Raw genomic sequence first — 24,305 nt, 5'->3', positions numbered from 1 at the left:
CCTTGATGCGTTGAGGTGCGAGCGGTTGAGGTGCGAGCTGCTGGTCAGTCGGTCAGGGCGACGTCCACGTGGGAGCATCCCTGGCGCGCCGCGAGCGGCCAGGGCGCGAACGTGTCTGCGGGCAGTTCCACGAACATGTGGTGCCGGTGTGCGATGACACCGGTGGCCGGGGTGTCCAGCAGCCGGGCCAGCACGTAGGCCGCGGAGAGGCTGGTGACGTCGCGGATGGTGCCCAGGGGCAGCAGGGAACGGGTTTCGGCCATCGCCTCGTGTTCCCCTGCCCGCAGCACGATGCGGGTTCTGGGAGAGACTCCGTGCGCGGCGATGGCCACGGCGATGTTGTCGAGGTCGTCGGAGCCGACGGCGGCCAGCGCCCGGGCCTGATGGAGGTGCAGTTTCTCCAGGACGGCCCGGTCTCCGCCGTGGCCGGTCAGGACGGGGATGCCCAGGGTCCGGGCCAGGCGCACGCCTGGCGCCTCGGGGTCTCGTTCCACACCGACGACGGGGATGCCCAGGCGCCGCAGTTCGCCGCACAGGCGCAGGCCGACCTGGCCGATGCCCACGACGATCACGTGACCGGAGCGGGGAAGTGTGCGGGGTCCGATCAGCCCGACCAGTCGGGGGCTGAGCATGCGTTCGATGATGCCGGCGGTGAACATGGCACTGAAGACGATCGTGCTGAGCATGGCCACGCTGGCCAGCACCAGGTACGCGGTGGAGTGGGTGGGGGCAGTTGCCGGGCCGACGGTGGCGACGACGCGCGCGGCGTCGAAGAGTGCCTGGGCGGGGTGGTGGCCGTGAGCGAGCAGCCAGGTCAGGTCACCGAGGAGGGCGGCGAGCATGCCCAGCAGGCCCGTGAGCATGATCCTTGTTCCTGCGTCGTGCGGACGCAGCTGTCCCGCCAGCCGGCCGAACCGCGAACGCCAGTGAGGCCGCTCCGGTTTCCACAGCTGGGCGATCGGAGACTCCCCGTCGACGACCCGGATGGCGTGCGTGCGCCCGTCCTTTCGCCGCATCGCCACGATGGCGGCGTCGGCGCACGGCCCGGCCAGGGCCGGAGCCGCCAGATCGGCCGGGGACGTCACATGACACTGCGGCAGGAGTCGCAACAGCTCGTCGGCCACCGTCCGGTCGAAGATCGTCACAGTGATCGGGACGTGGGCGGACATGTGGGCGACGGCCAGCGCGTAGCGCAGCGCGGCTACGTCGTCGTGCAGCAGGACTGCTACGGCATCAGGTGAGGGTGTCATCGCCGCGCGCAGTTCGTCGTCGCGGGGCTCGGTCAAGTGCTGGACGGTGTGCGCACCCTCTCTCAGGGATGCGCACACGCGGCGGGCCAGGTTGGTTTCGCCTATGACGACGAACGAGCGGTCACCGGACGGGGCAGGGGCGTGGGTCATGGCGTTGGTTCAGTCCCGGTACTACCGCAGTCGTCGGAGCGATACGGGTCGCACCTGAGACACCGCGGGTCGCCGCAGGTGATGCAGCGGGCCAGTTCCTGTCCGCAGTGACACGTCGGGGCCGTCGTTTGTCCGGGGGCTGGTTCGTGCGACGGTGCGGTCATGGCGTTTCGGCTTCGTCGTGGAACATGGTCTGGATCCGGGAGCGGGCGCTGAGCAGTGACTGTCGGGTGAGATCGGTCGCCGCGTCGGGATCGCGCCGGCGGGCGGCTTCGACCAGCAACGGCTGGTAGGACCACAGGGACGAGTCGGGTCCGTGGTCGGCTGCGATGGCTCCCAGGACCTTGTAGGCGCGACACTGCTGCCACAGCGACCGGATCGTGTCCTTCAGGACCGGATTGCCGCTCGCGGTGTACAGCGTGGTGAGGAGGGCCTCGTCGTGGTCGAGTGCGTCGAGGATGCGGCCTTCCGTGGCAGCGGTGCGCATGGCTGTGCATTCCTCGGCCATCTTCTCGACCAGCGCTTCGGACAGCCGTTGGACGCCTTGCCGGGCTGCTTCGGCCTCCAGCAGGAGGCGTACGTCGTATACATGGATGAGTTCCTGTGGGGTGAACCCTTTGAGCACAGCGCCTTTGTGGGGCTCGCGGACGGCCAGTCCGATCCCTTCCAGACGGCGGATGGCCTCGCGTTCGGGCGTCACACTGGTGCCCATCTGGGCGGCGACGTCAGGCACACGCAGCCGGGTTCCCGTTGGCGTGGCGTCGTTGATGATCGACTGGTGCAGTACGGCGTAGAGCTGGTCGGCCGGCAGGGACGGCTGCACGGACGGGGCCGGCCCGCTCACCGGTCTACCCTCGACAGGTCGCGGCTGAGTGCGAAGCGCGGATGCGTATCGGCCCGTCCGAGGGCGAGGTCGCTGATCATCTCGCCCAGCAGCGGGGCGAACTTCGCGCCGTGGCCAGAACAGGGGGACGCGACAACGACGGGGCCCCGGCGGTCGAGGACGAAGTCCTCGTCATCGGTCATCGTGTACAGGCACGTGCCCTCGGCCACCGGTTCCGGGTCGAGCCCGGGGAGCCATTGACCGACGTAGTCCGTAATGAGCCGGCGGCCGTCCGGGTCGATGGTGCCGCTTCGGGTGCCGGCCGTGGTGGGTGTGCCCCCGTCGTGCTGAGCGACCTTCATCGCGGGCTCGGGGCCGCCGTCGGCTCCGGAGGGAAGCCCGAAGATCTGGTGGCGGTCCTTGTGCACCAGGACGGGGAACACCGCCTGCGGGTCGCGCTGGCGGAAGTGGAATACCTGCTTCTGCGTGACCTGGAGACGCGGCAGCGGGATGTCGAGGTCGCAGACCGCGACGAGTTCCGGTAGCCACCCGCCGGCGGCCAGGACGACACGGCGCGCCCGTACGGTCTGACCGGCGTGCACCACGACGTGGTCGTCGAGGACCTCGATCGCCTCCACCGGGGTGTGCTGTACGAGGCGTGCCCCCTTACGCCGTGCCACCTCCAGGAAGGCGCTGATGCTCGCGTCCGCGTTGACGACCCCTGCGTCGGGCTGGAAGAGCACCGGACCGTCGAAGACCATGCCCGGCCAGCGCTGTTCGGCTTCGGGCGCCGACAGCAGTTCATGTGCGAGGTTGTGCTCGGCAGCGACGGCGGCAAGGGCCTGGGGATCGCGGCTTCGGCCATGGTCGATGCCGCCTCGCACTTGGAGCAGGGTCGTACCGCTCTCCGATTCCAGTTCCCGCCAGCCCTCTTGTGCGCGGCCGGTCATCCCGACGTAAAGGGCGTCCGGGTAGATACGGCGGAAGATTCGGGAGGTTCCGTGTGAACTGCCCTTGTCATGTCCGAAGCCGTGGGCGTCGAACACGGCGACCGAGTGGCCCGCGCGGCTCAGGGCCCAGGCGGTGGCCGCGCCGGTCAGCCCGGCTCCCACAACGGCAACGTCGAGTTCCGGTGCCATGTCAGCGGCCCACCACGGAACGGAGGAAGAACAGGAGGTTGGCCGGGCGCTCGGCCATGCGCCGCATCAGGTACGGGTACCACTGGGTGCCGAAGGGCACGTAGACCCGGACGCGGTAGCCCTCACGCACCAGCTGCCGCTGCACATCGCGCCTGACCCCGTAGAGCATCTGGAACTCGAAATCGCGCTTGCCGACCCCGGCGGCTGCCGCGGCCTTCTTGGCGTGCTCGATGCACACGTCGTCGTGTGTGCCGAAAGCCGGATCCGGACAGTGGGCCAGGACCCAGTCCGCCAGGAACAGGTACTGAGCGGTGATCTCCTTGCGGTCACGCAGCGCCCTGCTCAGCGGCTCGTCATAGGCGCCCTTGACCAGCCTCAGCCGGGGCTTGATGTCGGTGAAGGACTCCAGGTCCTCCGGGGTGCGGCGCATGGCGGCCTGGATGGCCACGCGGGTGTTCGGGTGGCGGGGCAGGGCCTCGCGGAAGGTCTCCAGCGTGGGCCGACCCACGGAGCTGTGCTCCATGTCGACCTCCACCAGGACACCGACCTCCTCGGCGGCCTCCAGGAGACGGTCGAGGTTCTTGGCACACGCCTGCGGATCCACGGCGATGCCCAGCTGGGACAGTTTCACGGACACCGTCGACCCGGGGGCCTGCTCAGCGATCGCGTGCACCGTCTCGATGTACTGGTCGGTCGCGACGGACGACTCGGCGAGATCCTCGACCTGTTCCCCCAGCAGGTCGAGACTCACATCGATGCCCTCGCTCTTCATCTGCCGCGCCACACGGATTGCTTCCTCGCAGCTCACGCCGGCGACGTAGCGGCTCACCAAGCCCCGGGTCAGCGGGTGCCCGCTGACGAGGTTTTCCAGCTTCTTGTTCTGAGCTGCGCGCAGCAGCAGGTGACTGATCACATCGATCCCCTGATCACGGAGGGCCGGCGGAAAGGGTGGGGTTGCGGGGAACAGCAGTTGTTCGAGGGAGTCCAGCCGCGCGGATGGCGGGGGGAGGAACCGTTGAGGGCCACGGTCGGCGGGCACCTGGAGGCGAGCCCGAGCGCACAGTCGGCGTGGGCGTTGAATCAGGACCCTATGATGTGATCACAGATCACACAACCCTTCGTGTCACGTAATCCGAAATTTTCAATCGCAATCTCGGCCTGCACATGGCACGCTCCGCGCGAACCCCGCCCCGGCGTGCGGAGGTGGATCCGGCAAGCTGCAGCAGTTGATTCCGTCTCGCAGGATAACTATTCTGAAATTTTAGTTCAATGCTTCAAGCGCTCGGGAGAAGCCGTGAAGCCGACAGACCCCCTCACCGAAAGCCCTCTCCGGGAGGATGCGGCAGTCGAACTGCTGGCCGCTGCACTGTTCTGCACGGCAGTGCGCCCGGAGCACCGACCCACGTCTGACGTCGTGCGCCGCAGTGTGTGCCGACGCCTGGGGCCTGGCCGTACGGAGGCCAGAGCGTGTCTTGCTGTGGCGGCCGGGGCGACGGCCCGCCCCGGCCCGGCCGACTCCCGGATGGCCTGGTGCCGACGCGTCGTGGCCGATGCGTTCCCCGCCGGCCTGGTCATTCCCGCGCCCCGCGCGAAAATGGACTGACCACCACCCTGACACACACGCAAAAAAGGCGGGCGGGCCCGCGGCCCGTCCGCCTCCATCACCGGCCGCGCACTACAGCAGCGATCGCACCTCCGCGGAGAATCCGAGCAAGTGGCTCTGCGCGGCCTTTCTCGCGGCCTCGGGCTTGCGTGCGCAGATCGCGGCGACGACCTCATCCTGGGCGCAGGAGCGCGGCGTGCGCGGACGCATCCGCTGGATGCCGTAGTGCCAGATGCGCAGCGCGAGGTTGGCGTACTGGTTCAAGCTGCTTTCCAAGTACGGGTTGTGGGACGCGGCGTAGATGGCCCGGTGGATCTCGGCATCGACGGAGATGTAGTCCAGGGACAGATCCGAAGCGTCTTCGAGCGTGCCCGCGAGCCGGCTCAGCGCGGCGCACTCCTCGTCGGTGGCGCGCTCCGCGGCGAGCGCCGCAGCCAGGCCCTCGAGTTCGATCCGCACCTCGGTCAGCCAGCGCTCGTCGCTGATGTTGATGTCCGTGACGAACGTGCCCCGACGCGGGTAGATGACCGCGAGCCGCTCCAACGTGAGGCGCTTGAGCGCGTCCCGCACGGGCGTCAGGCCCAGCTCGAGCCGCTGGCTCAGGACCTTCTCGTCCAGGGGGTCGCCCGGCTGCAGTTGCACCGTGACGATCTCGTCCCGGATTCGCAGGTACGCCTGATCGGCCAGGCGCAGCCCGCCGTTCGTCCCCTGCCTGGCCACGGCGGCTCCGCCGGCAGTCTCGTTCAGCTCAGTCGCTTGACGCATGTGTTCAGTGTAAGTACCGTCGCTCTGAAATTTCAGTACAACTTTTATCCAGCCGTCCTGTAGGTCGGATCAGCGACCCGCCTCCCAGATCGATTGAGGTAAGCAATGGCAAATTCGAACGCCAGCATCGCGGGCAGCGTCCGCGTGCCGACGCCCGCGAACGAGCCCGTGCGTGATTTCGCGCCCGGTTCTCCGGAAGCGGTCCGGCTGCGGGCCGAGATCGACCGGATCGGCGGGCAGGTCCGCGAGCTGCCCCACGTGATCAACGGCGAGCGCTTGTTCGCCGGGCAGCAGGAGGCGGTGGTCTCGCCGCACGAGCACGCGCATGTGCTGGGCCACATCACGCCTGCGGAGGAGAAGCAGGTGCAGGCGGCCATCGACGCCTCTCTCGCCGCGCGCCGCGACTGGTCGATGACCCCTTGGTGGGAGCGGGCGGCGATCTTCCTGCGGGCCGCCGACCTGGTGACCGGGAAGTACCGCGACGAGCTGCTGGCCACCACCATGCTCGGTCAGTCCAAGACCTACCACCAGGCCGAGATCGACGCGGCGTGCGAGCTCGCGGACTTCTTCCGTTACAACGCCCATTCCGCGGCCGCGATCTACGACCAGCAGCCCGCCTCGGACCCGGGCCAGTGGAACATCATGGACCACCGGGGCCTTGAGGGGTTCGTCCTGGCGATCACGCCGTTCAACTTCACAGCCATCGCCGGCAACCTGCCCTCAACACCCGCCCTCATGGGCAACACGGTGGTCTGGAAGCCCTCCGAGAAGTCGGCCCTGAGCAGCGACGTCGTCATGCGGGTCTTCGAGGAGGCCGGCCTGCCGCCCGGCGTCATCAACCTCGTCCACGGCAACGGGCAGTCCATCGCCTCCCAGGCCCTGGCCAGCGAACACCTCGCCGGCGTCAGCTTCACCGGCTCCACCTCCGTCTTCCGCAGCCTGTGGAAGGCCACGGCGCAGCACCTGGACACCTACCGCAGCTACCCCCGCCTGGTCGGCGAGACCGGCGGAAAGAACGCGGTCATCGCCCACCATTCGGCCGACCCCGAGGCCCTCCTGGTCGCCCTGGTCCGCAGCGCCTTCGAGTACCAGGGCCAGAAGTGCTCCGCCGCCTCCCGCGCCTACATCCCCCGCAGCCTGTGGCGGAAGCTGGAGGGCCCCCTCGCGGACACCGTCGCGAGCCTGCGCGTCGGAGACGTCACCGAGCACGAGACGTTCGTCGGCGCGGTGATCGACGCAGCGTCCTGCACCCGCCTGGAGCAGGCCATCGACCGGGCCAAGAGCCTCGACAGCCACCGCCTGCTGGCCGGCGGGAACGTCCGCCGCGAGACCGGCTGGTTCGTCGACCCCACGGTGTTCGTCACCGACGACCCCACGGCCTTCACCATGACACAGGAGTTCTTCGGCCCGCTCCTGACCGTCCACGTCTACGACGACGCCGACTGGACGAACATCCTCACCCTCGCCGACACCACCAGCCCCTACGCCCTGACCTGCTCCGTCTGGGCCACCGAGCGGACGGCGATCTCCCAGGCCCTCAGCGTCCTGCGCGACGCGGCCGGGATGACGTACGTCAACGACAAGCCCACCGGGGCACTCATGGGCAAGCAGTCCTTCGGCGGCGGCCGGGCGTCGGGCACCAACGACAAGACCGGCTCCCCCCTCGCCCTCCAGCGCTGGGTCAGCGGCCGCTACATCAAGGAGAACATGAACCCCGACCTGGACTGGACCTACCCGTACATGGGTCAGACCGGACGCTGACCTGGAGGACGAGATGAGCCCCCACGCACTCGACGACGCGCCCCTGTCGCGCTTCCACAAGAAGCTGGCCCTGTACTCCTCCGGGGGCCCGTTCCTCGACGGGTACGTCCTGAGCATTATCGGCGTCGCCATGACGCAGATCTCCCCGCAGATGGAGCTGTCCGACTCGGCCGAGGGCCTGATCGGCGCGTCCGCGCTGATCGGGATCTTCCTCGGCGCGTTCGTGGGCGGCTGGCTGACCGACAGGTTCGGCCGGCAGCTCCTGTACACCATCGATCTGATCGCCATCATCGTCTGCTCCGTCGCACAGTTCTGGGCCACGGACCCGGTGTGGCTGTTCATTCTGCGGCTGCTGATCGGCATGGCGGTGGGCGCGGACTACCCGATCGCCACCTCGCTGCTGGCCGAGTTCACCCCCCGCCGCTACCGGGGGCCGTTGCTGGGCGGCCTGGTCGTCATGTGGTTCGTGGGCGCCGCGACGGCGTACATCGTCGGCGAGATCATGCTGTCGTCGCTCGGGGATGACGCATGGCGGTGGATGCTCGCCAGCGCCACGCTGCCCGCCACGGTCATCGTGCTGCTGCGCCATGGCACGCCCGAGTCCCCGCGCTGGCTGGCGAACAAGGGCCGCACCGAAGAGGCCGAGGCCGTCCTCAAACAGGTCTACGGCCCCGACGTGACGATCGCCGACCTGCCGGATGAGGCCGAGGAGCGCGAGAACGTCGACCTCAAGGCGATCATGCGCTCCGGCTACGGCGGACGGATGCTCTACATCACCGTCTTCTGGACCTGCTCCATCGTCCCGCTCTTCGCCATCTACGCCTTCGGCCCGAAGATCCTGGACGCGCTCCAGCTCGACGGCGGCCTCGCCAACATCGGCGAGGCCATGATCACCGTCATGTTCCTCATCGGCTGTGCGACCGCCCTGCTGTGTGTGAACCGCATGGGCCGGCGTCCCCTGGTCATCCACAGCTTCGTCTGGTCGGGCCTGGCCCTGCTGCTGCTCGGCATCTTCCCCGACGCCCCGTCGGGCGTGATCATGACCCTGTTCGCCCTGTACGCGGTCATCATCGGCGGCACCCAGATCCTGCAGTGGGTCTACCCCAACGAACTGTTCCCGACCGAGGTCCGCGGCTCCGCCGTCGGCCTGGCCTCCTCCGCCAGCCGGATCGGCGCCGCCGTCGGCACCTACCTCGTCCCCATGGCCCTGACCGGCTGGGGCGTCGGCGGCACCATGCTCGCAGCCGCCGCCATCAGCCTCCTCGGCGCCGTCGTCTCCGTCGTGTGGGCCCCCGAAACACGCGGCATGGCACTACACGAAGCCGCCGCACTAACACCCTCCAAGTCCGACACGGCCCGCACTGTCGAAGTGTGACGCACCCCCTGGCCGCCCCTCTGCCCCATCGCGGCCAAGCCCCACTCGGCAGTACATCTCGCAGGCTCCCGCCCGGTTCACGCGCCGTTGCCCGGGCGGGACCGGCCTTTGGGAGACGCCCAGACACCCCTTGAGCGGCGTGTCCCGAAGGCCGGATCACTCATGGGAGCGCTGCACCGCCGTGCGACACATCGGCCTGATGGCCAGGATGGCCCGAATCGAATGTCGTCAATCGCCGCGGCCGTCCTCCCCCCTGGAGCGGCAACACTGAAAGAGCTCGTGACTCATCGTGATGTCGCTGTCGAGCCGCGCGCTGCTGCTGCCCTCGTCGCCCCCTCCCCTGGGCGTCGGCCAACAGGCCAACCCGCGCCGCACCCGCATGATCCGCCTCGCCCTGTTCCTCGCGGCCCTGGGCTACATCCTGCTGACCACGATCGAACATGGTCTGAGCGGCCGTCGGCTGGTGATGCTTCTGCTGCTGTTCTACGCCGCGTACTGGATGTTCGGCCCCTGGGTGGTGGACCGGCTCGGCCGTGTGGCGGGTCGGCTCGCCAGGCGCCCCGCGACCCTGCTGGCCGCGCGCCGGCTCAGCGACGACCCGCGCGGCGCCTGGCGCACCGTCAGCGGACTGGTGCCGGCCGGATTCGTCGCCGGGTTCTTCTCCGTCAACGCGCTGGCCCTCGAAGGCCCGGACTGCAACGACCAGGTCGCGATCGCCACGATGAGCACCGCCGACGCCCGGCACACCGCCGGCCAGGCCCGCACGCTCTTGCGACAGGCGGGCGTCACGGCGACCGTCACCACCACGCGCGAGGACGACCACGACAACCTGCTGTACGGCGAGCCGGGCGTGATCGCCCATGTGCCGGGCGGCACCGACCAGTTGGACGCTGCCGTCACCGCCCTCACGCCCGCCGCACCGGGTACGTTCCCCTCACCCAGGACTACACCTCCGCCGGAGACCGTATGTTCATGGACCGTCTCACCGCGGTCAGTACCACCACTCTGGGCCTGAGTTTCCTCGTCGCGGCGGCTTCCGCCGGGCTGACCGCCGCCGCGAACGTCCCCGACCGGCGCCGGGTCTACGGCCTGCTGCGGCTGGTCGGCACACCGCTGAAGGTCCTGGACCGCGCCAGGACGCGCGAGACGGCCCTCCCGCTGTTGGTCCTGGCCGGCGGCACCATCGCCGCGGGCGTCTACGGTGCCTACCAGCTCAACCAGCTGGCAGACGTCTCCTTCAACACCTCCGGCGCCATCCAACTCGCCGCCTGCGTGACCGGCGGTGCGCTCGCCATGTTCGCCGCGATCGGCGGCAGCCGACCACCGCTGCGAAAGGTGACGGCCGCCCCCGAACAGACCGCGGACTGACGCCGGCGCTGCCGCGCCGGGCTACCCGCTCCTCGCGGCGCCCGGCCTGGCATCATCCCAACTCCTTTGCTGTTCGGCCGAGGTAGCTCTGTACGCCACATCGGTTCCGGCCGGTCGGCGCGAGAGCCGCGAACTGTCCGGGCACACCGCACCCGCCGTTGGTCGACCGGGGGCGCGTTCACCACCACTGGGAGCGGATGTCCTCCCGTCTCCTGTCCGGCAGCGACGTCTTTCTGGACACCGTCACGCGACCACGGCACAAGCGAGGCGCGCCTGCGCCGCCGCATCCGCCCGGCGCCGACGGTGTAGACGTCGGCCGCGCCTGCGGAGTGGAAGCGAACGACCCTGCACGTGACCGACTGGTGAGTGGAGTACTGGTCGGGCGTCGGTCACTACCCGCACGAGGAACAACCCGAGCGCGCAGTGCGGCTGATCCGGGAGTGGGCGGACACCGCCTGAAGGCACCCAGGCGGATTGAGCTGCACCGGTTTTCGTGGTGCGGCCGCTACGAAACTCTGGACAACGCGACGGGACCGGTGGGCCAAGTCCCTGAACCGGCCGCCGGAGTGGGTGACCGTCGTCCGGTGACTTCCCGCCTGCTGTGCGTGTCAGGCCTGGGGGCCGACTACGAGGAAGGAGCGGCTGGCTCGGTATGCGGCGGTGTTCTTGGCGGGGTCGAGCCAGAGTTGGAGGTTGTCCCGGTGGCGGAGGTAGCGGCCGGGGTAGTTGTACGACTCCAGGGAAAGCGACCCGGTGGCGGAGCCGGAGCGGGGGCAGAAGGTGGCGTCCTTCTGGAAGAGGGCGGATCCGTCGTTGGTGTCCAGCCGGATGCGGAAGGCGTAGTGCCGCAGGTACCGGCCCGTGGCGTCCCTGAGTGAGTAGCAGTCGGGGTCGGCGAGACCAGGGACGAACGTGAACGTGGCAGCCTGTCGGGTGACTGCGGAGCTGGCGGCGTCGACTGGATTCAGGACGCCGAGGCCGGCGGACTGGCTCATGTAGTGACCGGGGACGTCAACCGATCGCAGGGCATGGCGCCCTGAGAACCGCGCCGCGGCCGTCGGGGTCGGGGTTGGCGAGACCGACGCCGTCGGTGCCGGTGTCGGTGAGGCGGACACGCTTGGGGTCGGCGATGCCGACGGGGCAGCAGGGGACAGCGGGGCCGCTGCGGCGGGTCGCGGGGCCGGCTCGTGTGATCGCGTGCCGGCATACCAGGCCACTCCGGCGGCTGTGAGAACCACCGCACCCGCGGTCGCCGCAGCCACCGGCTTGGCAGCCAGCCTGCCGAGGATGCGCGTCACCCGCCCCGCGCCGCTCGCCGCATGCGCGCCCGCGCCAGCCGTCGCCCCGGTCGAGCCTCCCTCCAGTGCCATGCCCAACACCATCCCGGCCAGGCCGATCGGCACGGGCACCAGCGCGAAGCCGCCCAGCAGCCCCTCCGCCGGTATCAGGTCGGAGCCGCTGAACAGGCACTGCGGGCAGTCGCGGACGTGGCGTGCAAGCCGCTTGCGCCACAGTGCGGACGGCCGTCCGTCCCACGAGGTGAGCACGGCGGCCAGTTCCGTGCAGCGTGGCGAGGTGGCCACGGCGCGTACCACGGCGCGGGCGGTCTCCAGCCGCTCCTTGACCCGCTGGACGCGCACCGCGGCATGCTGGGGTGTGAGGCCGCAGGCCGCCGCCAGTTCGCTGCGGGTCAGTTCACCGGCGGCCTCCATCCACCACAGCGCGAGCACCTCGCGTTCCTCGTCCTCCAGCCAGCGGGTCGCCTCCACCGCTTCGCGTCGCTGGCCCGCCAGCGCTAGCCGCAGAATCGCCAGATCGGCGAAGTCGGCCTGCGGATCCGCCTCATGGACGGTCTCCTCCAGTGGCGCCGCGGTCGGCCGGGTCTGTCGGCTGCGCCACCGGTCGCGGACCTGCCGTACGGCGATGGCGACCAGCCACGAGCGGAACCGATCCGGCTGCTCCAGCCCGGGCAGCCCGTCCAGGACGCGCAGCATCGTCTCTTGGACCACGTCGTCGACGTCACTGTGCCCTTCCAGCGCTCGCCCGACGATGTTGTAGACGAGCGGCAGACAGTCCCGTATCAGCTGTTCCGACGCCTGCCGGTCCCCGGCCCGCGCCGCCAAGACGACGGCGACGTCCGGCCGTTCCTGCACGTCCTGCGAGCGCACCGCCCCACCTATCCCGTTACCGCGTCGATGTGTCGAGGGGCGACAGTGTGCCAGGAGCGAAGCCGGAGGACTCACGTGGATCGAGGCACGCGGTTGATTTCAGTTCCGCGCGTTCCGTTAAACGCGGTCCGCCCCCTACGACTCCTGTACGTACGACCCGATCGAACACAAGCCAACCATTGTCAGTGAGCATCACGGATTACTGCCCGGCAAGCCGGGCTGGGGCTTCCGATAGGGCGTCCCCGACCGTGACTTCCGGGGCCGCGACGCGCTGGCCGCCGCCAAGGGGGAGCCGCGGTGGAGCGCTGGTTTGCCGGAAGGCGAACATTGTCTGAGTGTGCTGCCGTGATCGCTGGTCGAACCGTTGCTGGTCTGACCAGTGGACGGGTACCTACGTGGACGGTTCGGTCGGCGGACGGGCGGACGGCGCGCGAGGGGTGCTCTCCCGGACGTGCACGGTCGTCGGGATGCGCATCGGGGGGGCCTCGTCGTCGGACAGCGCGAGCCGCACCGCTTCGATCCCGGCTTCTCTGAGTGGCACCGCGACGGTGGTCAGCGCGGGTACGACGTCGATCGCCGAGCTGATGTCGTCGAAACCGGCCACCGCGACGTCACGGCCTGGCTCCAGGCCCGCGTCGCGCAGCGCGGTCATCACGCCGATCGCCATGGTGTCGCTGACCGCGAAGATCAACTCGATGTCGCCCAGGCCGCGTTCGACCAGTTCGCGAGCCGCGTCGTAGCCTCCGCTACGGGTGAACTGGGTGCGGATGAGCACTTGGTCGTCGGACTCGATCCCGGATGCGCGCAGGCCCGTGGTGAACCCCCTCCACCGGTCGAGCGAGGTCTTGATCCGGTCGGGGCCACAGATGATCGCGTACCGCCGATAGCCGGCCTGCGCCATGGTCCGGGCCAGCGTTTCGGCGCCGTGCGTGTTGTCGACGGTGACGGTGGGGAAGGGCAGGCCCGGCTGGCTGATCAGCACCACGCGGCCTCCGGTGTCCCGGTACTGCGCGAGTTCGTCGATGAGCTCCTGCTCGGTCTCGCTGTCGTCGATCCGGCTGCCGGCGAGGACGATGATCTGCGGGCGGTGACCCCGCAGTCCTCTGACGAGTTCCAGTTCGCGACGGGGAGAGCGGTCGGCGACGGTCATGGTGACGACGAGCCCGTTCGCCTCCGCCGCGTCGGTGATCCCGGCGGCGATGGCGGAGTAGTAGGGGTCGGCCACGTCGCTGACCACCAGTGCCACGGTCTGGGTCGATCCCTTGGCGGTGGCCTGCGCCGAGGCGTTGGGCACATAGCCGAGCCTGGCCGCGGCGGCGCGCACGCGCGCGAGGTTCTCCGACCGGACGCCACGACTGCCGCCGTTGAGGGCTCGGGACGCCGTGGCGAGGGAGACCCGCGCTTCCGCGGCGACGTCCTGCAGGGTCACCGAGGCGGGTTCCGGGCCGGCCGCCCGCGTGCGACGTGGCGTTGCGCCGGATTCGGACCTGCTGTCCAGTGCGGGCATCGTGCGCGTTTCACCGCCAGTAACTGTCGACATCTAGGATGGCAATCGTTTTCCAAAGTGTGGCCGCAGGGTGGCGCACAGTCAAGGTCGCGGCGCTCGCGTGCCCCTCGGCATGGTGCTGTCACGGACGACCAGGTGACCCTGGACCGTCAGGGTCGTCGGTTCGTGACGGTCGGCCAACGCCATCCGGATGGCGGTCGCCCCCATATCGGTCAGCGGCAGCGCGACCGTGGTCAATTGAGGCGTCACGTCGACCGCGAGCTGGATGTCGTCGATTCCCGTCACCGACACATCGTGGGGCACCCTGACGCCGGCGGCGCGGAGTGCGGACATCGCGCCGATGGCGACCGCGTCGTTCACGGCGAGGACGGCGTCAATCGCCGTCAGCCCCTGGTCGGCCAGCCCGCGGGCGGCCTCGAAGCCGCCCTGGCGGTCGCCCGTGCAGCTCACCGTGCGGATGGCCGCAGTGGGGACTCCGGCGCTGGTCAGCCCGTCGACGAAGCCGGAGACGCGCGCCGAGAGGTTGGCCGTGCCCGCTTCGGACCCGAGGATCACCACGTTGCGGTGACCGGACTGGGCGATGTAGTCGCCCACGCAGTACCCGGCGCCGTGGTTGTCCAGGTCGATCGAGTCGAACGCCTCCACCGCGGCACCGACGATGACGACCCGGCCACCCTCGCGCTCGTATGCCCGCAGCTCCCTGAGCAGTCGCTCTTCGAGTCGGTTGCCCCGCAGTCGACCGGAGGTGAGAACCAGCGCCTTCGGCCGCAGCCCGCGCAGCAGTCGGACGGTCTGCAGTTGCCTGTCCGGGGTCGCACGTGTTGAGGACACGGTGACGAACGCGCCCGACTTCCGGGCCTGCCGCTCCATCGCCGCGACCACCATGCCCATGGAAGGTGTGGTCAGGTCGTCCGCGATGAGCGCGACCGCCTCGCTGGTGCGTCGCATGGCCCGTGCGGACGCGTTGAGCGTGTAGCGCAGGTCCGCGGCGGCCGTGCGCACGCGTTCGGCGGTCGCGTGCGACACCGAGTGGGTGCTGCCTCCCAGGACGCGGGACGCGGTCGTGATCGAGACGCCTGCCGCGGCAGCGACGTCACGCAACGTGACAGGGGATCTGGCTACTTCGGACATCGGGTTGCCTCCTCCGGTGTCGGACGACCGACCGCGCAACTGCACGCAACGGGACGATACTTGATCGATAACTCCGGTGGGCGTCGCGCCGATGATCCTCCATCCTCTGACGGCAAGGCGACAGTGATCGCGTTTGACCAGTTCACAGGCTGTAGAGCGCGGTGGCTGATCCGCTCCGATGATGTCACGGCCGGACGGACGGGCACGTTCCGATCACGTGGCGAGACAGTATCGACGTGTGCATTGACACACATTCGGGGCTGGCCCTACCGTCCGGAAAGCGATTTCCTTCGCCGCCGCCGGGCACCGAGGCCCGGTGATTGAGGAAGGCCTGTCTCATGAAGATCAGATCAGCCGTACGTGTTGCTGGTTTGCTGGCCGCAGCCCTGGTCGCTTCGGCTTGTTCGACGCCCGACACACAGTCTCTGCCCGAAGCACCGACTTCGGCTCCCGCGCTGCCCGATTCCCCGGTCAAGCTGAACATCCTGGACGTGTCGGGCGACCTGGCCCACATGCAGCCGGTGATCGAGAACTACAAGAAGGCGCACCCCAAGCTCGTCTCCGGCATCACCTACGAGACGGGCGCACCCGCCGACGTGGCCGGAAAGCTCGCCGCCCAGCAGGCCGCCGGCCGGGTCTCGATCGACGTCGTGCTGACGGGCATCGAGGGCTTGTCCAACATGCGTGCGCAGAAGACGCTGGTGCAGCTCATGCCGGCCTACAAGTCGGCCCTGCCCGAGCTGTCCTCGCAGCTCACCGAGGCGGGTGCGGTGATGCAGAAGGCAGGTGACGGGTTCGGCATCACCGACTCCGCCGACCCCAACGGCCCGCTGCTCACCTACTCCGCGTCCCGGGTCGGCACCCCGCCCGCCACGCCGCAGGCGTTGCTGGCATGGGCCAAGAAGCACCCCGGTCGGTTCAGCTACGCCAACCCGACCGGCGGTTCCGGCCCGGCCAACCAGTTCATCGACGCGCTGCCGCACATGCTCGGCGACACCAACCCGGACGACCCCAAAACCTGGGACAAGACCTGGGCGTACCTGGCCGAGCTCAACAAGTACACCGGGACCTACTACGCCAAGACCTCCGAGTCCTTCGACGCGGTGACCAAGGGCGCCATCGACATGACGCTCACCTCCGGCGGCTGGGACCAGCAGCAGCACGCCAACGGCACCTTGGGCAAGGACATCCAGGTCGCCGCCTTCGACGATCCCCAGCTCGTCATCGAGGGTCGGTACGTCACCGTGCCGCGCGGTATCGAGCCGGAGAAGCTGGCCGTGGTCCTCGACCTGGCCAAGTGGATGCTCAAGCCGGACCAGCAGGCACTCACCTACGCCCTGCACGGCAGCGGTTTCCCGGTCAAGGGCGTCGAGCCCGGCCTGGCGCCGCCGGACATCGCGGCGGTGTTCAAGAAGTTCGGCAGGCCCGAGCTGGTCGAGAAGCTGCAGCAGGGGACGCCCATCGCCCCGATGGCGGGTGCGAACGTGCAGGCCAAGTTCTCGGAGTGGAACGAGAAGATCGGATCGAAGAAGTGAGTCGCGCGGCAACGTTCGGCGAGTTGCGGATCGACGGGCTGGGCCGCCGGTTCCCCAACGGTTTCACCGCTTTGGACGGGCTCGACCTCACCGTGAAGGGGGGCGAGTTCATCGCCCTCCTCGGCCCGTCGGGCTGCGGCAAGTCCACCGCGCTGAACCTGCTGGCCGGGCTGCTGGAGCCGACCAGCGGGTCGATCTGGATCGACGAGCACCGGGTGGACACGCTGCCGTCGGAGAAGCGCAACTTCGGCATGGTCTTCCAGAACTACGCGCTGTTCCCGCACCTGACCGTCGCCGAGAACGTCGCGTTCGGACTCCGGATGCGCAAGGTGGGCAAGGCCGAGCGGACCGCGCGGGTCCGCAAGGCACTCGACCTCGTGCAGCTGGGCGAGCAGGCGGGCAAGCATCCCGGGCAGCTCTCCGGTGGGCAGCAGCAGCGGGTCGCCATCGCCCGCGCGATCGTGGTCGAGCCCCGACTCGTGCTCATGGACGAGCCGTTGTCCAACCTGGACGCCAAGTTGCGGCTGGACATGCGCACGGAGATCCGGCTGCTGCACCAGGAACTCGGCCTCACCACCGTGTACGTCACCCACGACCAGGCCGAGGCGCTGTCTCTGGCCGACAGGCTGGTGGTCATGCGCAGTGGCGTGGTGCAGCAGATCGGTACCCCGTCGGAGGTGTACGAGAGCCCGGCCAACGCGTTCGTCGCCGCGTTCGTCGGCTACCGCAACGCGTTGCCGGCCCGCATGGCAGGAGGAACCGTCGAAGTCGCCGGCCTCGGCTGGGCGTTCCCCAGTGAGCGCGCGCAGGGGGCCGACGGCGACGCGGTGGCCATGATCCGCCCGGACGACCTGCTCATCGGTGGTCCGGAAACCAGCAGGCCGATCCCGCTCACGGTGCGGGTGTGCGAGTACCAAGGGCGGACGTTCGCGGTCGAGGGGCGCACCGCCGACGGCACGGTGGTGCACGCGTACTCGCTGGAGCCTCTCGCGCCGGGCAGCACCGTCGACGCCAACGTGAAGCCGGAGCGGATCCAGGTCTTCCCTTCCGACGCGGAACTCGGCGCGCAGGAACTCGCCCTGGTCGCGAGTGGGGAACAGTCGTGAGCGCGGTCGTCGCGGACGCGCGGAGCGCCCGCAGCCGGGAGGGTGCCCGCGCCTGGGCCCGGGCGCGGGGGATCACACCGGTGCTGTGGCTGGTCGTCCCCGGCGTGCTGTTCATGCTGGTGTTCTTCGTCTACCCGCTGTTCTACGGGGTCGGACTGTCGTTCCAGGGCAAGGACGGCCCGCTCTCCGCCTACCAGGCGTTCTTCGACAACCGGCTGCTCAACAACCAGGGCAGCCGCGAGTCCATCCTCATCACGCTGCAACTCGCGCTGCTGGCCTCGCTGATCAACGTCGGGGCGGCGCTGCCCATCGCGTACCGGATGCGGGGTCCGGTGCGGGGCAAACGGGTCATCACCGCCGTGGTGCTCATCCCCATGACGCTCGGGACGGTGTTCGTCGCCTCGGCGATGAACAACTTCCTCGGCCCGGCGGGCTGGTTCAACAAGGCTTTGCTGAGCCTCGGGCTGGTCGACGCGCCGCTCGCGCTGACCGGCAACTTCCTCGGCGTGCTGCTGTCGCTGGTGATCAGCGGCTTCCCGTTCGCGTTCCTGCTGATGCTCGGGTACGCCTCGGGCATCGACCCGAGCCTGGAGCAGGCCGCCGCCGTACTCGGCGCGGACGCCCGGGCCAGGTTCCGGCTGATCGCGCTGCCGCTCCTGCTGCCGGGTCTGACGATCACGTTCTGTCTGTCGTTCGTGCTCGCGTTCGGGGTGTTCCCCTCGGCGACCCTGGTCGGCAACGACGCCGGGCCCACCCGGGTGTTGTCCAAGATCGCCTACACCGAGTACACCAACGCCCAGTACGCCACCGCGTCGGCCACCGCGGTCATCATGGCGGTCATCCAACTTGCGGTGATCGGCCTGGTGTTCGGGCTGCGCAGCAAGCTCTACCGCGGCTCGACCGCAGGGGGTAAAGGATGAGCGCCGAGATCACCGCACGCCGCCGTTTCACCGTCACCGGCGCGGTCACCTGGACGGGTCTGTGGACGTTCATCGGCGGTCTGCTGGTCGCCGTGCTGGTGGTCGTCCTGGCGTCGTTCACCCAGCAGCTCAGCAGCGGGTGGCTGCCGGGAGAACTCACCACCAGGTGGTACTCCGGCGCCTGGTCCTACTTCGACCTCCCGAGTCTGCTGACCACGACGCTGATCGTCGCGGTCGCGGTGGTGGTGCTGTCGCTCCTGGTGGCGATCCCGACGGCTTTCGCACTGTCCCGCCTGGACTTCCCCGGCAAGCGCCTGGTGCTGATGCTGTTCCTGGTGCCGCAGGTCATCCCGACCATGAGCTACGCGGTGCCGCTGGCCACCCTGGTGTACCAGCTGCGGCTCAACGACACCATCGCCGGGCTCGTGCTGGTGAACCTGGTGCCGGCGCTCCCCTTCGCCGTCCTGGTCCTCATCCCGTTCGTGGACCAGATCGACCCCCGCGTCGAGGACGCCGCCCGCGTGTTCGGCGCGGGAATGCGCCAGGTGTTCCTGCGGGTGCTGGCCCCGCTGATGGTCCCCGGCCTGCTGGCCGCCGGTGTGCTGGTCCTGGTCCGCGTGGTCGGCCAGTTCGAGCTGACGTTCCTGGTCGCCGGACCCCACAGCCAGACCATCGTCGTGGCCTTGTTCGGGGCGTCGCTGCAGGCGGGCCAACTGCCCTCGCAGCAGATCGACGCGATGGCCGTCGTATACATGCTCACCACGCTCGTCCTGCTCATGATCGCGCTGCGGTTCGTCGACCCGACGTCCGTCGCCGCACGCAACCGCCGTTGAGGAAGTAGCTCCATGACGAACAAGCCCGTGCGGGTCGCCCTCGTGGGCGCCGGCAGCATAGCGGGGGGCGCCCACCTGCCCGCCCTGGCCGCCCAGGGTGACCGCGTACAGGTCGTCGCCGCGTGCGACGTCGACCCCGACCGTGTCAAGTCGTTCTGCGACGCCCACGGCATCCCCGGCTCCTACACCGATCTGGGGGAGATGCTCGAACACGCCCGGCCGGACCTGGTGCACCTGTGCACACCGCCGAGCCTGCACACCGAGCAGGCCCGGCAGTGCCTGCTGGCGGGCGCCTGGGTGTGGCTGGAGAAGCCGCCCTGTCTGTCCCTGGCCGAGTACGACCTGATCACCGAGGCCGAGCAACTGGGCGGCGCCTACGCGAGCGTGGTGTTCCAGCACCGCTTCGGCGCGGCGGGCCGGCACGCGGCCGGTCTGATCGCCTCCGGTGGGCTCGGCCACCCGCTGGTCGCGCACTGCAGCACCACCTGGTACCGCCCGCACGCCTACTACGAGGTGCCGTGGCGCGGTACCTGGGACAGCGAGGGCGGCGGTCCGACCATGGGCCACGGCATCCATCAGATGGACCTGATGCTGGCGCTGCTCGGGGACTGGAGCGAGGTGACCGCCGCGGTGGGCCGGCTGGACCGCGACGTGGAGACCGAGGACGTCTCGATGGCGATGGTGCGGTTCGACAGCGGTGCCATGGCGACCGTGGTCAACAGCGTGCTGTCCCCGCGCGAGGAGAGCTACATCCGCGTGGACCTCACGGACGCCACCGTCGAGGTCAAGCACCTTTACGGCTACGGCAACGACGACTGGACCTACACCCCGGCCCCGCACGTGGACGACCAGGAGCGCGTCGCCCACTGGTCGGCTCCCTCCGGCGACGAACCCAGTTCCCACACGGCCCAGCTGACCGCCCTGCTCGACGCCTACGACCGGAGCGAGCGGCCCCCGGTGAGCGGCGAGGACGGGCGGCGCACGCTGGAGCTGGTGACCGCCATCTACCGCTCGGCGTTCACGCGCGGCACCGTCACGCGAGCGGACCTGACCCCGGCGGACCCCTTCTACCACCGGCTGCACGGCGACACCGACGGCTGGGCCCCCCGCTCCTCCCCCTCCTCCACCGAAAGCGAGTGATCTTGTCCTCCTCCCTGGACTCCTTGGACTCCTTGACGCTGAGCCGCGACGAGGCCTCGTTCAGCCTGACCGCACACGGGGTGGAACTGCTGCGCTACACCTTCCGCTCCGACACGATCCCCTCGGAGTGTCCGGCGCCGTACCTGCACCCACTGCGCACACTGGGCGGCCAGGTCGTCACGGCGAACCGGCCGCACGACCACCGGTGGCACAAAGGGCTGGCCATGACCCTGTCGCACGTCTCGGGACAGAACTTCTGGGGCGGTCCGACCTTCGACGCCTCCGCGCCCGGCCACGGGTACGTCCAGCTCGACAACGTCGGGCACCTTCTGCACGAGGGCTTCGACGAACTCGAATGCGACGGGAAGGAGTTGCGGCTGACCGAACGGGTGACGTGGGTGACCGCGCGGGGCGAGGAGTGGTTCACCGAGGTGCGCACGCTGCGTGTCCATGACGTGGACGCGACCACACGGTCGTGGGCGCTGCACTTCGGCACGGCCCTGACCAACGTGAGCGGCCGCGACCTGGAGATCGGCAGCCCCACCACGGCGGGCAGGCCCGAGGCCGGCTACACGGGGCTGTTCTGGCGCGGTCCGCGGGACATGACCCACGGCACCGTGCTCGCCGCCGGGGATCTCGAAGGCGGCGAGGTCATGGGCCGCACCGCGGCATGGCTCGCGTACTCCTCCCCGCACGACGAGGTCGACGCCGCCTCCACCCTCGTCTTCGACCAGGACCCCGACGCCGAAGTGCCGACCCACTGGTTCGTGCGCAGCGAGCCGTTCCCCGCCGTCGCTCCGTCCCCGGCCTTCCACGAGGAACTGGTCCTGTCCGACGGGGACGCCCTGCGACAACGCCACCGGATCGTCGTCGCCGACGGCCGGTGGGACCGCGCCACCGTCACCGGATACCTCAAGGAGCACCCGTGGTGACCTTTCCCGGCGGCACCGGGGTTTCGGTGCTCGAGGTCTACCCCTGGGGAGCGGCCGACGGCTGCCACGGCGGGTCGCCCCACCTGCACACCGCCTGCACCGAGGGCTATGTCGTCGTGGCGGGGAACGGTGAGCTGCAGACCCTCACTCCCTCGGGGTACGCCTCGATACCCCTGCGGGCGGGCACCGTCGCCTGGTTCAGCCCGGGCACGGTGCACCGCGCGGTCAACTACGGCGGCCTGCGGGTGGTCGTGGTGATGCAGAACGCCGGTCTGCCCGAGGCGGGCGACGCCGTCCTCACCTTCCCGCCCGACGTGCTGGCGGACGCCGACCGCTACCGCGCCGCCGCCACCCTGGACCCCGCCGACCCCGAAGGCTCCGCCCGGCGCCGACGCGATCTGGCCGTCGCCGGGTTCCAGATCCTGCGCGACCACTTGGCCGACGGCGACCCCGAGCCGCTCTTCACCCTCCACCGACAGGCCGCGGCGCTCGTTCAGCCACAGGCGGCCTCATGGCGTGACATCGTCACCGCCGGTCCAGCGGCGGCGGCCGCGGCCAGTACCCGGCACATCGACGCGCTGCTGGAAGCAGACAGCGCGCACCTGCGGGACGCGCAAGTCACCGCGGTGGACGCCCCCGCACCGGACGATCGCGCCTTCGGCATGTGCGGACGCCTGGACACGTACCGGACGGCCTGACCCCCAGCCCCTGTCTGGAGTTCCCCCGGCGTCGCGGCGCCCGGCACCCCCACCGGACGCCGCTCCTCCTCCCCCGGGGGGAACTCCAGACAGGCCTCGAACCCCTGACCTCCGTCGCGGTGACGGAGGGCGGGCTGGCACACCCTCATGCACGACAACCGAAGGGAAATCTCAACGATGAGAATCCTCAAAGTGCTCACCGTGGCCGCAGCCGCCACGGTCCTGAGCACCGTGATCGGGGTGGTGCCCGCGCAAGCGGACACGATCACGGTGACGGTCGACTACGGCTCCGACGTCGGGCCGTCCAACCAGGTCGCCAGCGGGTACCTGCACGGGATCGACGCCACCTCGCCCGCCCAGTACCTCATCGACGGCGTCAAGGTCCGGTCGATCCGCGGCGCGGACCACCACCCGAACCTGCCCAGCCTGTTCGACCGCCCCACCTATGACCGCGTCAAGGCCACCGGAGCGCGGCTGCAGGTCGGGGTCTACTACTACGTCGCCGACCCCACCCACCCCGACCGCGACTACCGGCCGGGGGACGGCGGCAACCAGGACCGCTGGCGGCGCATCGTCAACAGCGTCTACGACGAAGCCCAGGCGGGCGAATACCAGGTCGACTCCTGGATCACCTGGAACGAACCGGACCTGCAGTGGAACACCACCGCACGACCCTTCACCAGCTACCTCGCCGCGCACAACGTCGCCTACGACACCCTCAAGGCCCGTGACCCCGCGCTCAAGGTGCAGGCCCCGGAACTGTCCGGCTACAGCTTCGCCCGGCTCACCCAGTTCCTCACCTACTGCAAGCAGAACGACTGCCTGCCCCAGGTGCTCTCCTGGCACGAACTCACCGCAGGCGCACCCGACATCCCCGGGCACACCGCCCAGATCAAGCAGTGGATGATCGACAACGGCATCACTCCGATGCCCATCGCGATCACCGAGTACCAGGGCACCGGATACGGCAAGGCGGACGCGTGGGACGCGGGCGTCAACGTCCGCTACCTCGCCCAGTTCGAACGCAGCGTGCCCAACGGACTGGTCGACGGGCTCTACTCCGCCTGGGAGTGGGTCGGAGACAACCCGGACTTCGTGGCGACCCTGGGCAACGCCACGACCCGGAGCGCGAACCTGCCTCGGGGCGTGTGGTGGAACTACAACACCTACAAGGACATGACCGGACGGCTCGCGCGCACCACGTCCTCCGCCGCGACCGCGGTGGACGCCTTCACCGCCGTCGACACCACCCAGCGCCGCTCCACCGGCCTGATCGGCAACCAGACCACCGCCGCGCACACGGTCACCCTCGACCTGCGCAACATCCCCACCACCCTGCAGCGCGACGGCAAGATCCGGCTTCGCGCCACCCGCATCGACGACGTCGCGGAGCTGACCAACCCGGTCAAGGTCCTGGAAGGCGACTACACGGTCACCGGCAACACGGCAAAGGTGACCCTGCCCGCACTCCCGGCCAGCGCCTCGCTGCGCTTCGACGTCAGCCCGGTCATCGCGGGCAGCCCCAAGACGGTCTACGAGGCCGAGTCGCTGCCCGTCACGTCGACCTCAGGCGTCGTGCGCCGCGACTTCGCCGAGGAGGGAGCCAGTGCTGGCCAGGCCAGCGTGCTGGAGTCCACCGCCGTCGGCCAGTCCGTGACCTACACGGTCAACGTGCCTGCCACGGCGCGCTATGAGCTCAGCGCCTACCTCAAGAAGCTGACGAACCGGGGCTTCTTCCAGCTCTACGTCGACGGCAAGGCCTTCGGCCCGCCGCAGGACGAGTACGGCACCGCCGCGGAGTACTACCGAACCACCTTCGGGCACCTCCAACTCACCGCTGGCCAGCACACCTTGGAGTTCAAGGTCGTCGGGAAGAACGCCTCGTCCAGCAACCGCTGGATGGTGTTCGACCGCTTCGAACTGTTCCCTCTGTCCTGACCCGGATCACTTCCCGGACAACCGAACCGATCTCCTCGCGGGGCGGGGGGGGGGGGGCCCCGCCGGCCGGCCGGCCGGGCCGGCCGGCCCGGCGCGCCCCGCGACCCGGCCGCGGCGCCGCGGCGCGCGCGCCGCGCGCGCCGGGAGGACCGACACCCTCTCA

At 69.7% G+C, this 24,305-nt stretch carries 20 protein-coding genes; 12 read left to right on the top strand and 8 right to left on the bottom strand.

What is annotated here, in order from left to right:
• Positions 1 to 44 precede the first annotated feature (44 nt).
• The 5 genes from ABT063_RS42870 to ABT063_RS42850 all read right to left on the bottom strand — a co-directional run bounded on the left by ABT063_RS42870 (position 45) and on the right by ABT063_RS42850 (position 5,730).
• Positions 45 to 1,286, bottom strand: a complete 1,242-nt coding sequence (locus ABT063_RS42870; protein WP_351066383.1) for a potassium channel family protein — start codon at positions 1,284 to 1,286, stop codon at positions 45 to 47.
• Positions 1,287 to 1,560: 274 nt separating this feature from the next.
• A complete protein-coding gene (locus ABT063_RS42865; RefSeq protein ID WP_351066382.1) occupies positions 1,561 to 2,244 on the bottom strand; it encodes a GntR family transcriptional regulator in 684 nt (227 codons plus the stop codon).
• Positions 2,241 to 3,362, bottom strand: a complete 1,122-nt coding sequence (locus tag ABT063_RS42860) for an FAD-dependent oxidoreductase (protein ID WP_351066381.1) — start codon at positions 3,360 to 3,362, stop codon at positions 2,241 to 2,243. Before ABT063_RS42860 ends, ABT063_RS42865 begins: the two co-directional genes overlap by 4 nt.
• 1 nt (position 3,363) lies before the next feature.
• Positions 3,364 to 4,275, bottom strand: coding sequence for a proline dehydrogenase family protein (locus ABT063_RS42855; protein ID WP_351066380.1), 912 nt, complete (start codon positions 4,273 to 4,275; stop codon positions 3,364 to 3,366).
• Between the two features lie 762 nt (positions 4,276 to 5,037).
• Complete coding sequence (locus ABT063_RS42850) at positions 5,038 to 5,730, bottom strand: GntR family transcriptional regulator (RefSeq protein ID WP_351066379.1); 693 nt, start codon at positions 5,728 to 5,730, stop codon at positions 5,038 to 5,040.
• A 126-nt stretch (positions 5,731 to 5,856) separates the two neighbouring features.
• Between ABT063_RS42850 and pruA the strand changes: the two genes are divergently transcribed.
• The 4 genes from pruA (at position 5,857) to ABT063_RS42830 (ending at position 10,234) form a co-directional block, all read left to right on the top strand.
• Positions 5,857 to 7,491: an L-glutamate gamma-semialdehyde dehydrogenase gene (gene pruA, locus ABT063_RS42845; RefSeq protein WP_502991001.1), complete on the top strand. Its 1,635-nt coding sequence runs from the start codon at positions 5,857 to 5,859 to the stop codon at positions 7,489 to 7,491.
• A gap of 13 nt (positions 7,492 to 7,504) precedes the next feature.
• Complete coding sequence (locus tag ABT063_RS42840) at positions 7,505 to 8,866, top strand: MFS transporter (protein WP_351066377.1); 1,362 nt, start codon at positions 7,505 to 7,507, stop codon at positions 8,864 to 8,866.
• A gap of 292 nt (positions 8,867 to 9,158) precedes the next feature.
• Positions 9,159 to 9,881 (top strand): hypothetical protein, encoded by a 723-nt coding sequence (locus tag ABT063_RS42835; protein WP_351066376.1) that lies wholly within the window; start codon positions 9,159 to 9,161, stop codon positions 9,879 to 9,881.
• Positions 9,839 to 10,234, top strand: a complete 396-nt coding sequence (locus ABT063_RS42830) for a hypothetical protein (protein WP_351066375.1) — start codon at positions 9,839 to 9,841, stop codon at positions 10,232 to 10,234. The genes ABT063_RS42835 and ABT063_RS42830 overlap by 43 nt, the downstream gene beginning before the upstream one ends.
• A 608-nt stretch (positions 10,235 to 10,842) precedes the next feature.
• On the opposite strand, the gene ABT063_RS42825 is transcribed toward ABT063_RS42830, so the two are convergent.
• From ABT063_RS42825 to ABT063_RS42815, 3 genes are all read right to left on the bottom strand, one after another.
• Positions 10,843 to 12,402, bottom strand: coding sequence for a sigma-70 family RNA polymerase sigma factor (locus ABT063_RS42825; protein WP_351066374.1), 1,560 nt, complete (start codon positions 12,400 to 12,402; stop codon positions 10,843 to 10,845).
• A 391-nt stretch (positions 12,403 to 12,793) separates the two neighbouring features.
• Positions 12,794 to 13,831 (bottom strand): LacI family DNA-binding transcriptional regulator, encoded by a 1,038-nt coding sequence (locus ABT063_RS42820; RefSeq protein WP_351066373.1) that lies wholly within the window; start codon positions 13,829 to 13,831, stop codon positions 12,794 to 12,796.
• A 159-nt stretch (positions 13,832 to 13,990) separates the two neighbouring features.
• Entirely contained in the window at positions 13,991 to 15,010 is a 1,020-nt protein-coding gene (locus ABT063_RS42815) for a LacI family DNA-binding transcriptional regulator (RefSeq protein ID WP_351066372.1), read from the bottom strand.
• A 368-nt stretch (positions 15,011 to 15,378) separates the two neighbouring features.
• Between ABT063_RS42815 and ABT063_RS42810 the strand changes: the two genes are divergently transcribed.
• The 8 genes from ABT063_RS42810 to ABT063_RS42775 all read left to right on the top strand — a co-directional run bounded on the left by ABT063_RS42810 (position 15,379) and on the right by ABT063_RS42775 (position 24,142).
• Positions 15,379 to 16,575 carry an extracellular solute-binding protein gene (locus ABT063_RS42810; RefSeq protein ID WP_351066371.1) on the top strand — a complete coding sequence of 399 codons (1,197 nt, stop codon included), beginning with the start codon at positions 15,379 to 15,381 and terminating at the stop codon, positions 16,573 to 16,575.
• Positions 16,572 to 17,681 (top strand): ABC transporter ATP-binding protein, encoded by a 1,110-nt coding sequence (locus ABT063_RS42805; protein ID WP_351066370.1) that lies wholly within the window; start codon positions 16,572 to 16,574, stop codon positions 17,679 to 17,681. Before ABT063_RS42810 ends, ABT063_RS42805 begins: the two co-directional genes overlap by 4 nt.
• Positions 17,678 to 18,601, top strand: a complete 924-nt coding sequence (locus tag ABT063_RS42800) for an ABC transporter permease (RefSeq protein ID WP_351066369.1) — start codon at positions 17,678 to 17,680, stop codon at positions 18,599 to 18,601. The genes ABT063_RS42805 and ABT063_RS42800 overlap by 4 nt, the downstream gene beginning before the upstream one ends.
• Positions 18,598 to 19,434 (top strand): ABC transporter permease, encoded by an 837-nt coding sequence (locus ABT063_RS42795; protein ID WP_351066368.1) that lies wholly within the window; start codon positions 18,598 to 18,600, stop codon positions 19,432 to 19,434. Before ABT063_RS42800 ends, ABT063_RS42795 begins: the two co-directional genes overlap by 4 nt.
• A 12-nt stretch (positions 19,435 to 19,446) precedes the next feature.
• The gene (locus ABT063_RS42790) at positions 19,447 to 20,574 is read left to right on the top strand and encodes a Gfo/Idh/MocA family protein (protein ID WP_351066367.1); all 1,128 of its coding nucleotides are present in this window, start codon (positions 19,447 to 19,449) and stop codon (positions 20,572 to 20,574) included.
• Positions 20,571 to 21,506 (top strand): DUF6807 domain-containing protein, encoded by a 936-nt coding sequence (locus ABT063_RS42785; protein ID WP_351066366.1) that lies wholly within the window; start codon positions 20,571 to 20,573, stop codon positions 21,504 to 21,506. Before ABT063_RS42790 ends, ABT063_RS42785 begins: the two co-directional genes overlap by 4 nt.
• Positions 21,500 to 22,204 carry a cupin domain-containing protein gene (locus ABT063_RS42780; RefSeq protein WP_351066365.1) on the top strand — a complete coding sequence of 235 codons (705 nt, stop codon included), beginning with the start codon at positions 21,500 to 21,502 and terminating at the stop codon, positions 22,202 to 22,204. The genes ABT063_RS42785 and ABT063_RS42780 overlap by 7 nt, the downstream gene beginning before the upstream one ends.
• A 177-nt stretch (positions 22,205 to 22,381) precedes the next feature.
• Positions 22,382 to 24,142 (top strand): hypothetical protein, encoded by a 1,761-nt coding sequence (locus ABT063_RS42775; RefSeq protein ID WP_351066364.1) that lies wholly within the window; start codon positions 22,382 to 22,384, stop codon positions 24,140 to 24,142.
• Positions 24,143 to 24,305: the final 163 nt, after the last annotated feature.

This window comes from Streptomyces sp. NPDC002838 (assembly GCF_040295365.1).
Classification (GTDB): Bacteria; Actinomycetota; Actinomycetes; order Streptomycetales; family Streptomycetaceae; genus Streptomyces.
The sequence above is the reverse complement of the archived record's forward strand: the minus strand, read 5'-3'. Positions and strand labels throughout refer to the sequence as shown.

Bases quoted from the DNA above. Each gene is read 5' to 3' on its own strand.
- ABT063_RS42860 (WP_351066381.1), bottom strand. From the start codon at position 3,362: ATGGCACCGGAACTCGACGTTGCCGTTGTGGGAGCCGGGCTGACCGGC.
- ABT063_RS42850 (WP_351066379.1), bottom strand. From the start codon at position 5,730: ATGCGTCAAGCGACTGAGCTGAACGAGACTGCCGGCGGAGCCGCCGTG.
- ABT063_RS42840 (WP_351066377.1), top strand. From the start codon at position 7,505: ATGAGCCCCCACGCACTCGACGACGCGCCCCTGTCGCGCTTCCACAAG.
- ABT063_RS42835 (WP_351066376.1), top strand. From the start codon at position 9,159: ATGTCGCTGTCGAGCCGCGCGCTGCTGCTGCCCTCGTCGCCCCCTCCC.
- ABT063_RS42830 (WP_351066375.1), top strand. From the start codon at position 9,839: ATGGACCGTCTCACCGCGGTCAGTACCACCACTCTGGGCCTGAGTTTC.
- ABT063_RS42810 (WP_351066371.1), top strand. From the start codon at position 15,379: ATGAAGATCAGATCAGCCGTACGTGTTGCTGGTTTGCTGGCCGCAGCC.
- ABT063_RS42795 (WP_351066368.1), top strand. From the start codon at position 18,598: ATGAGCGCCGAGATCACCGCACGCCGCCGTTTCACCGTCACCGGCGCG.
- ABT063_RS42790 (WP_351066367.1), top strand. From the start codon at position 19,447: ATGACGAACAAGCCCGTGCGGGTCGCCCTCGTGGGCGCCGGCAGCATA.
- ABT063_RS42775 (WP_351066364.1), top strand. From the start codon at position 22,382: ATGAGAATCCTCAAAGTGCTCACCGTGGCCGCAGCCGCCACGGTCCTG.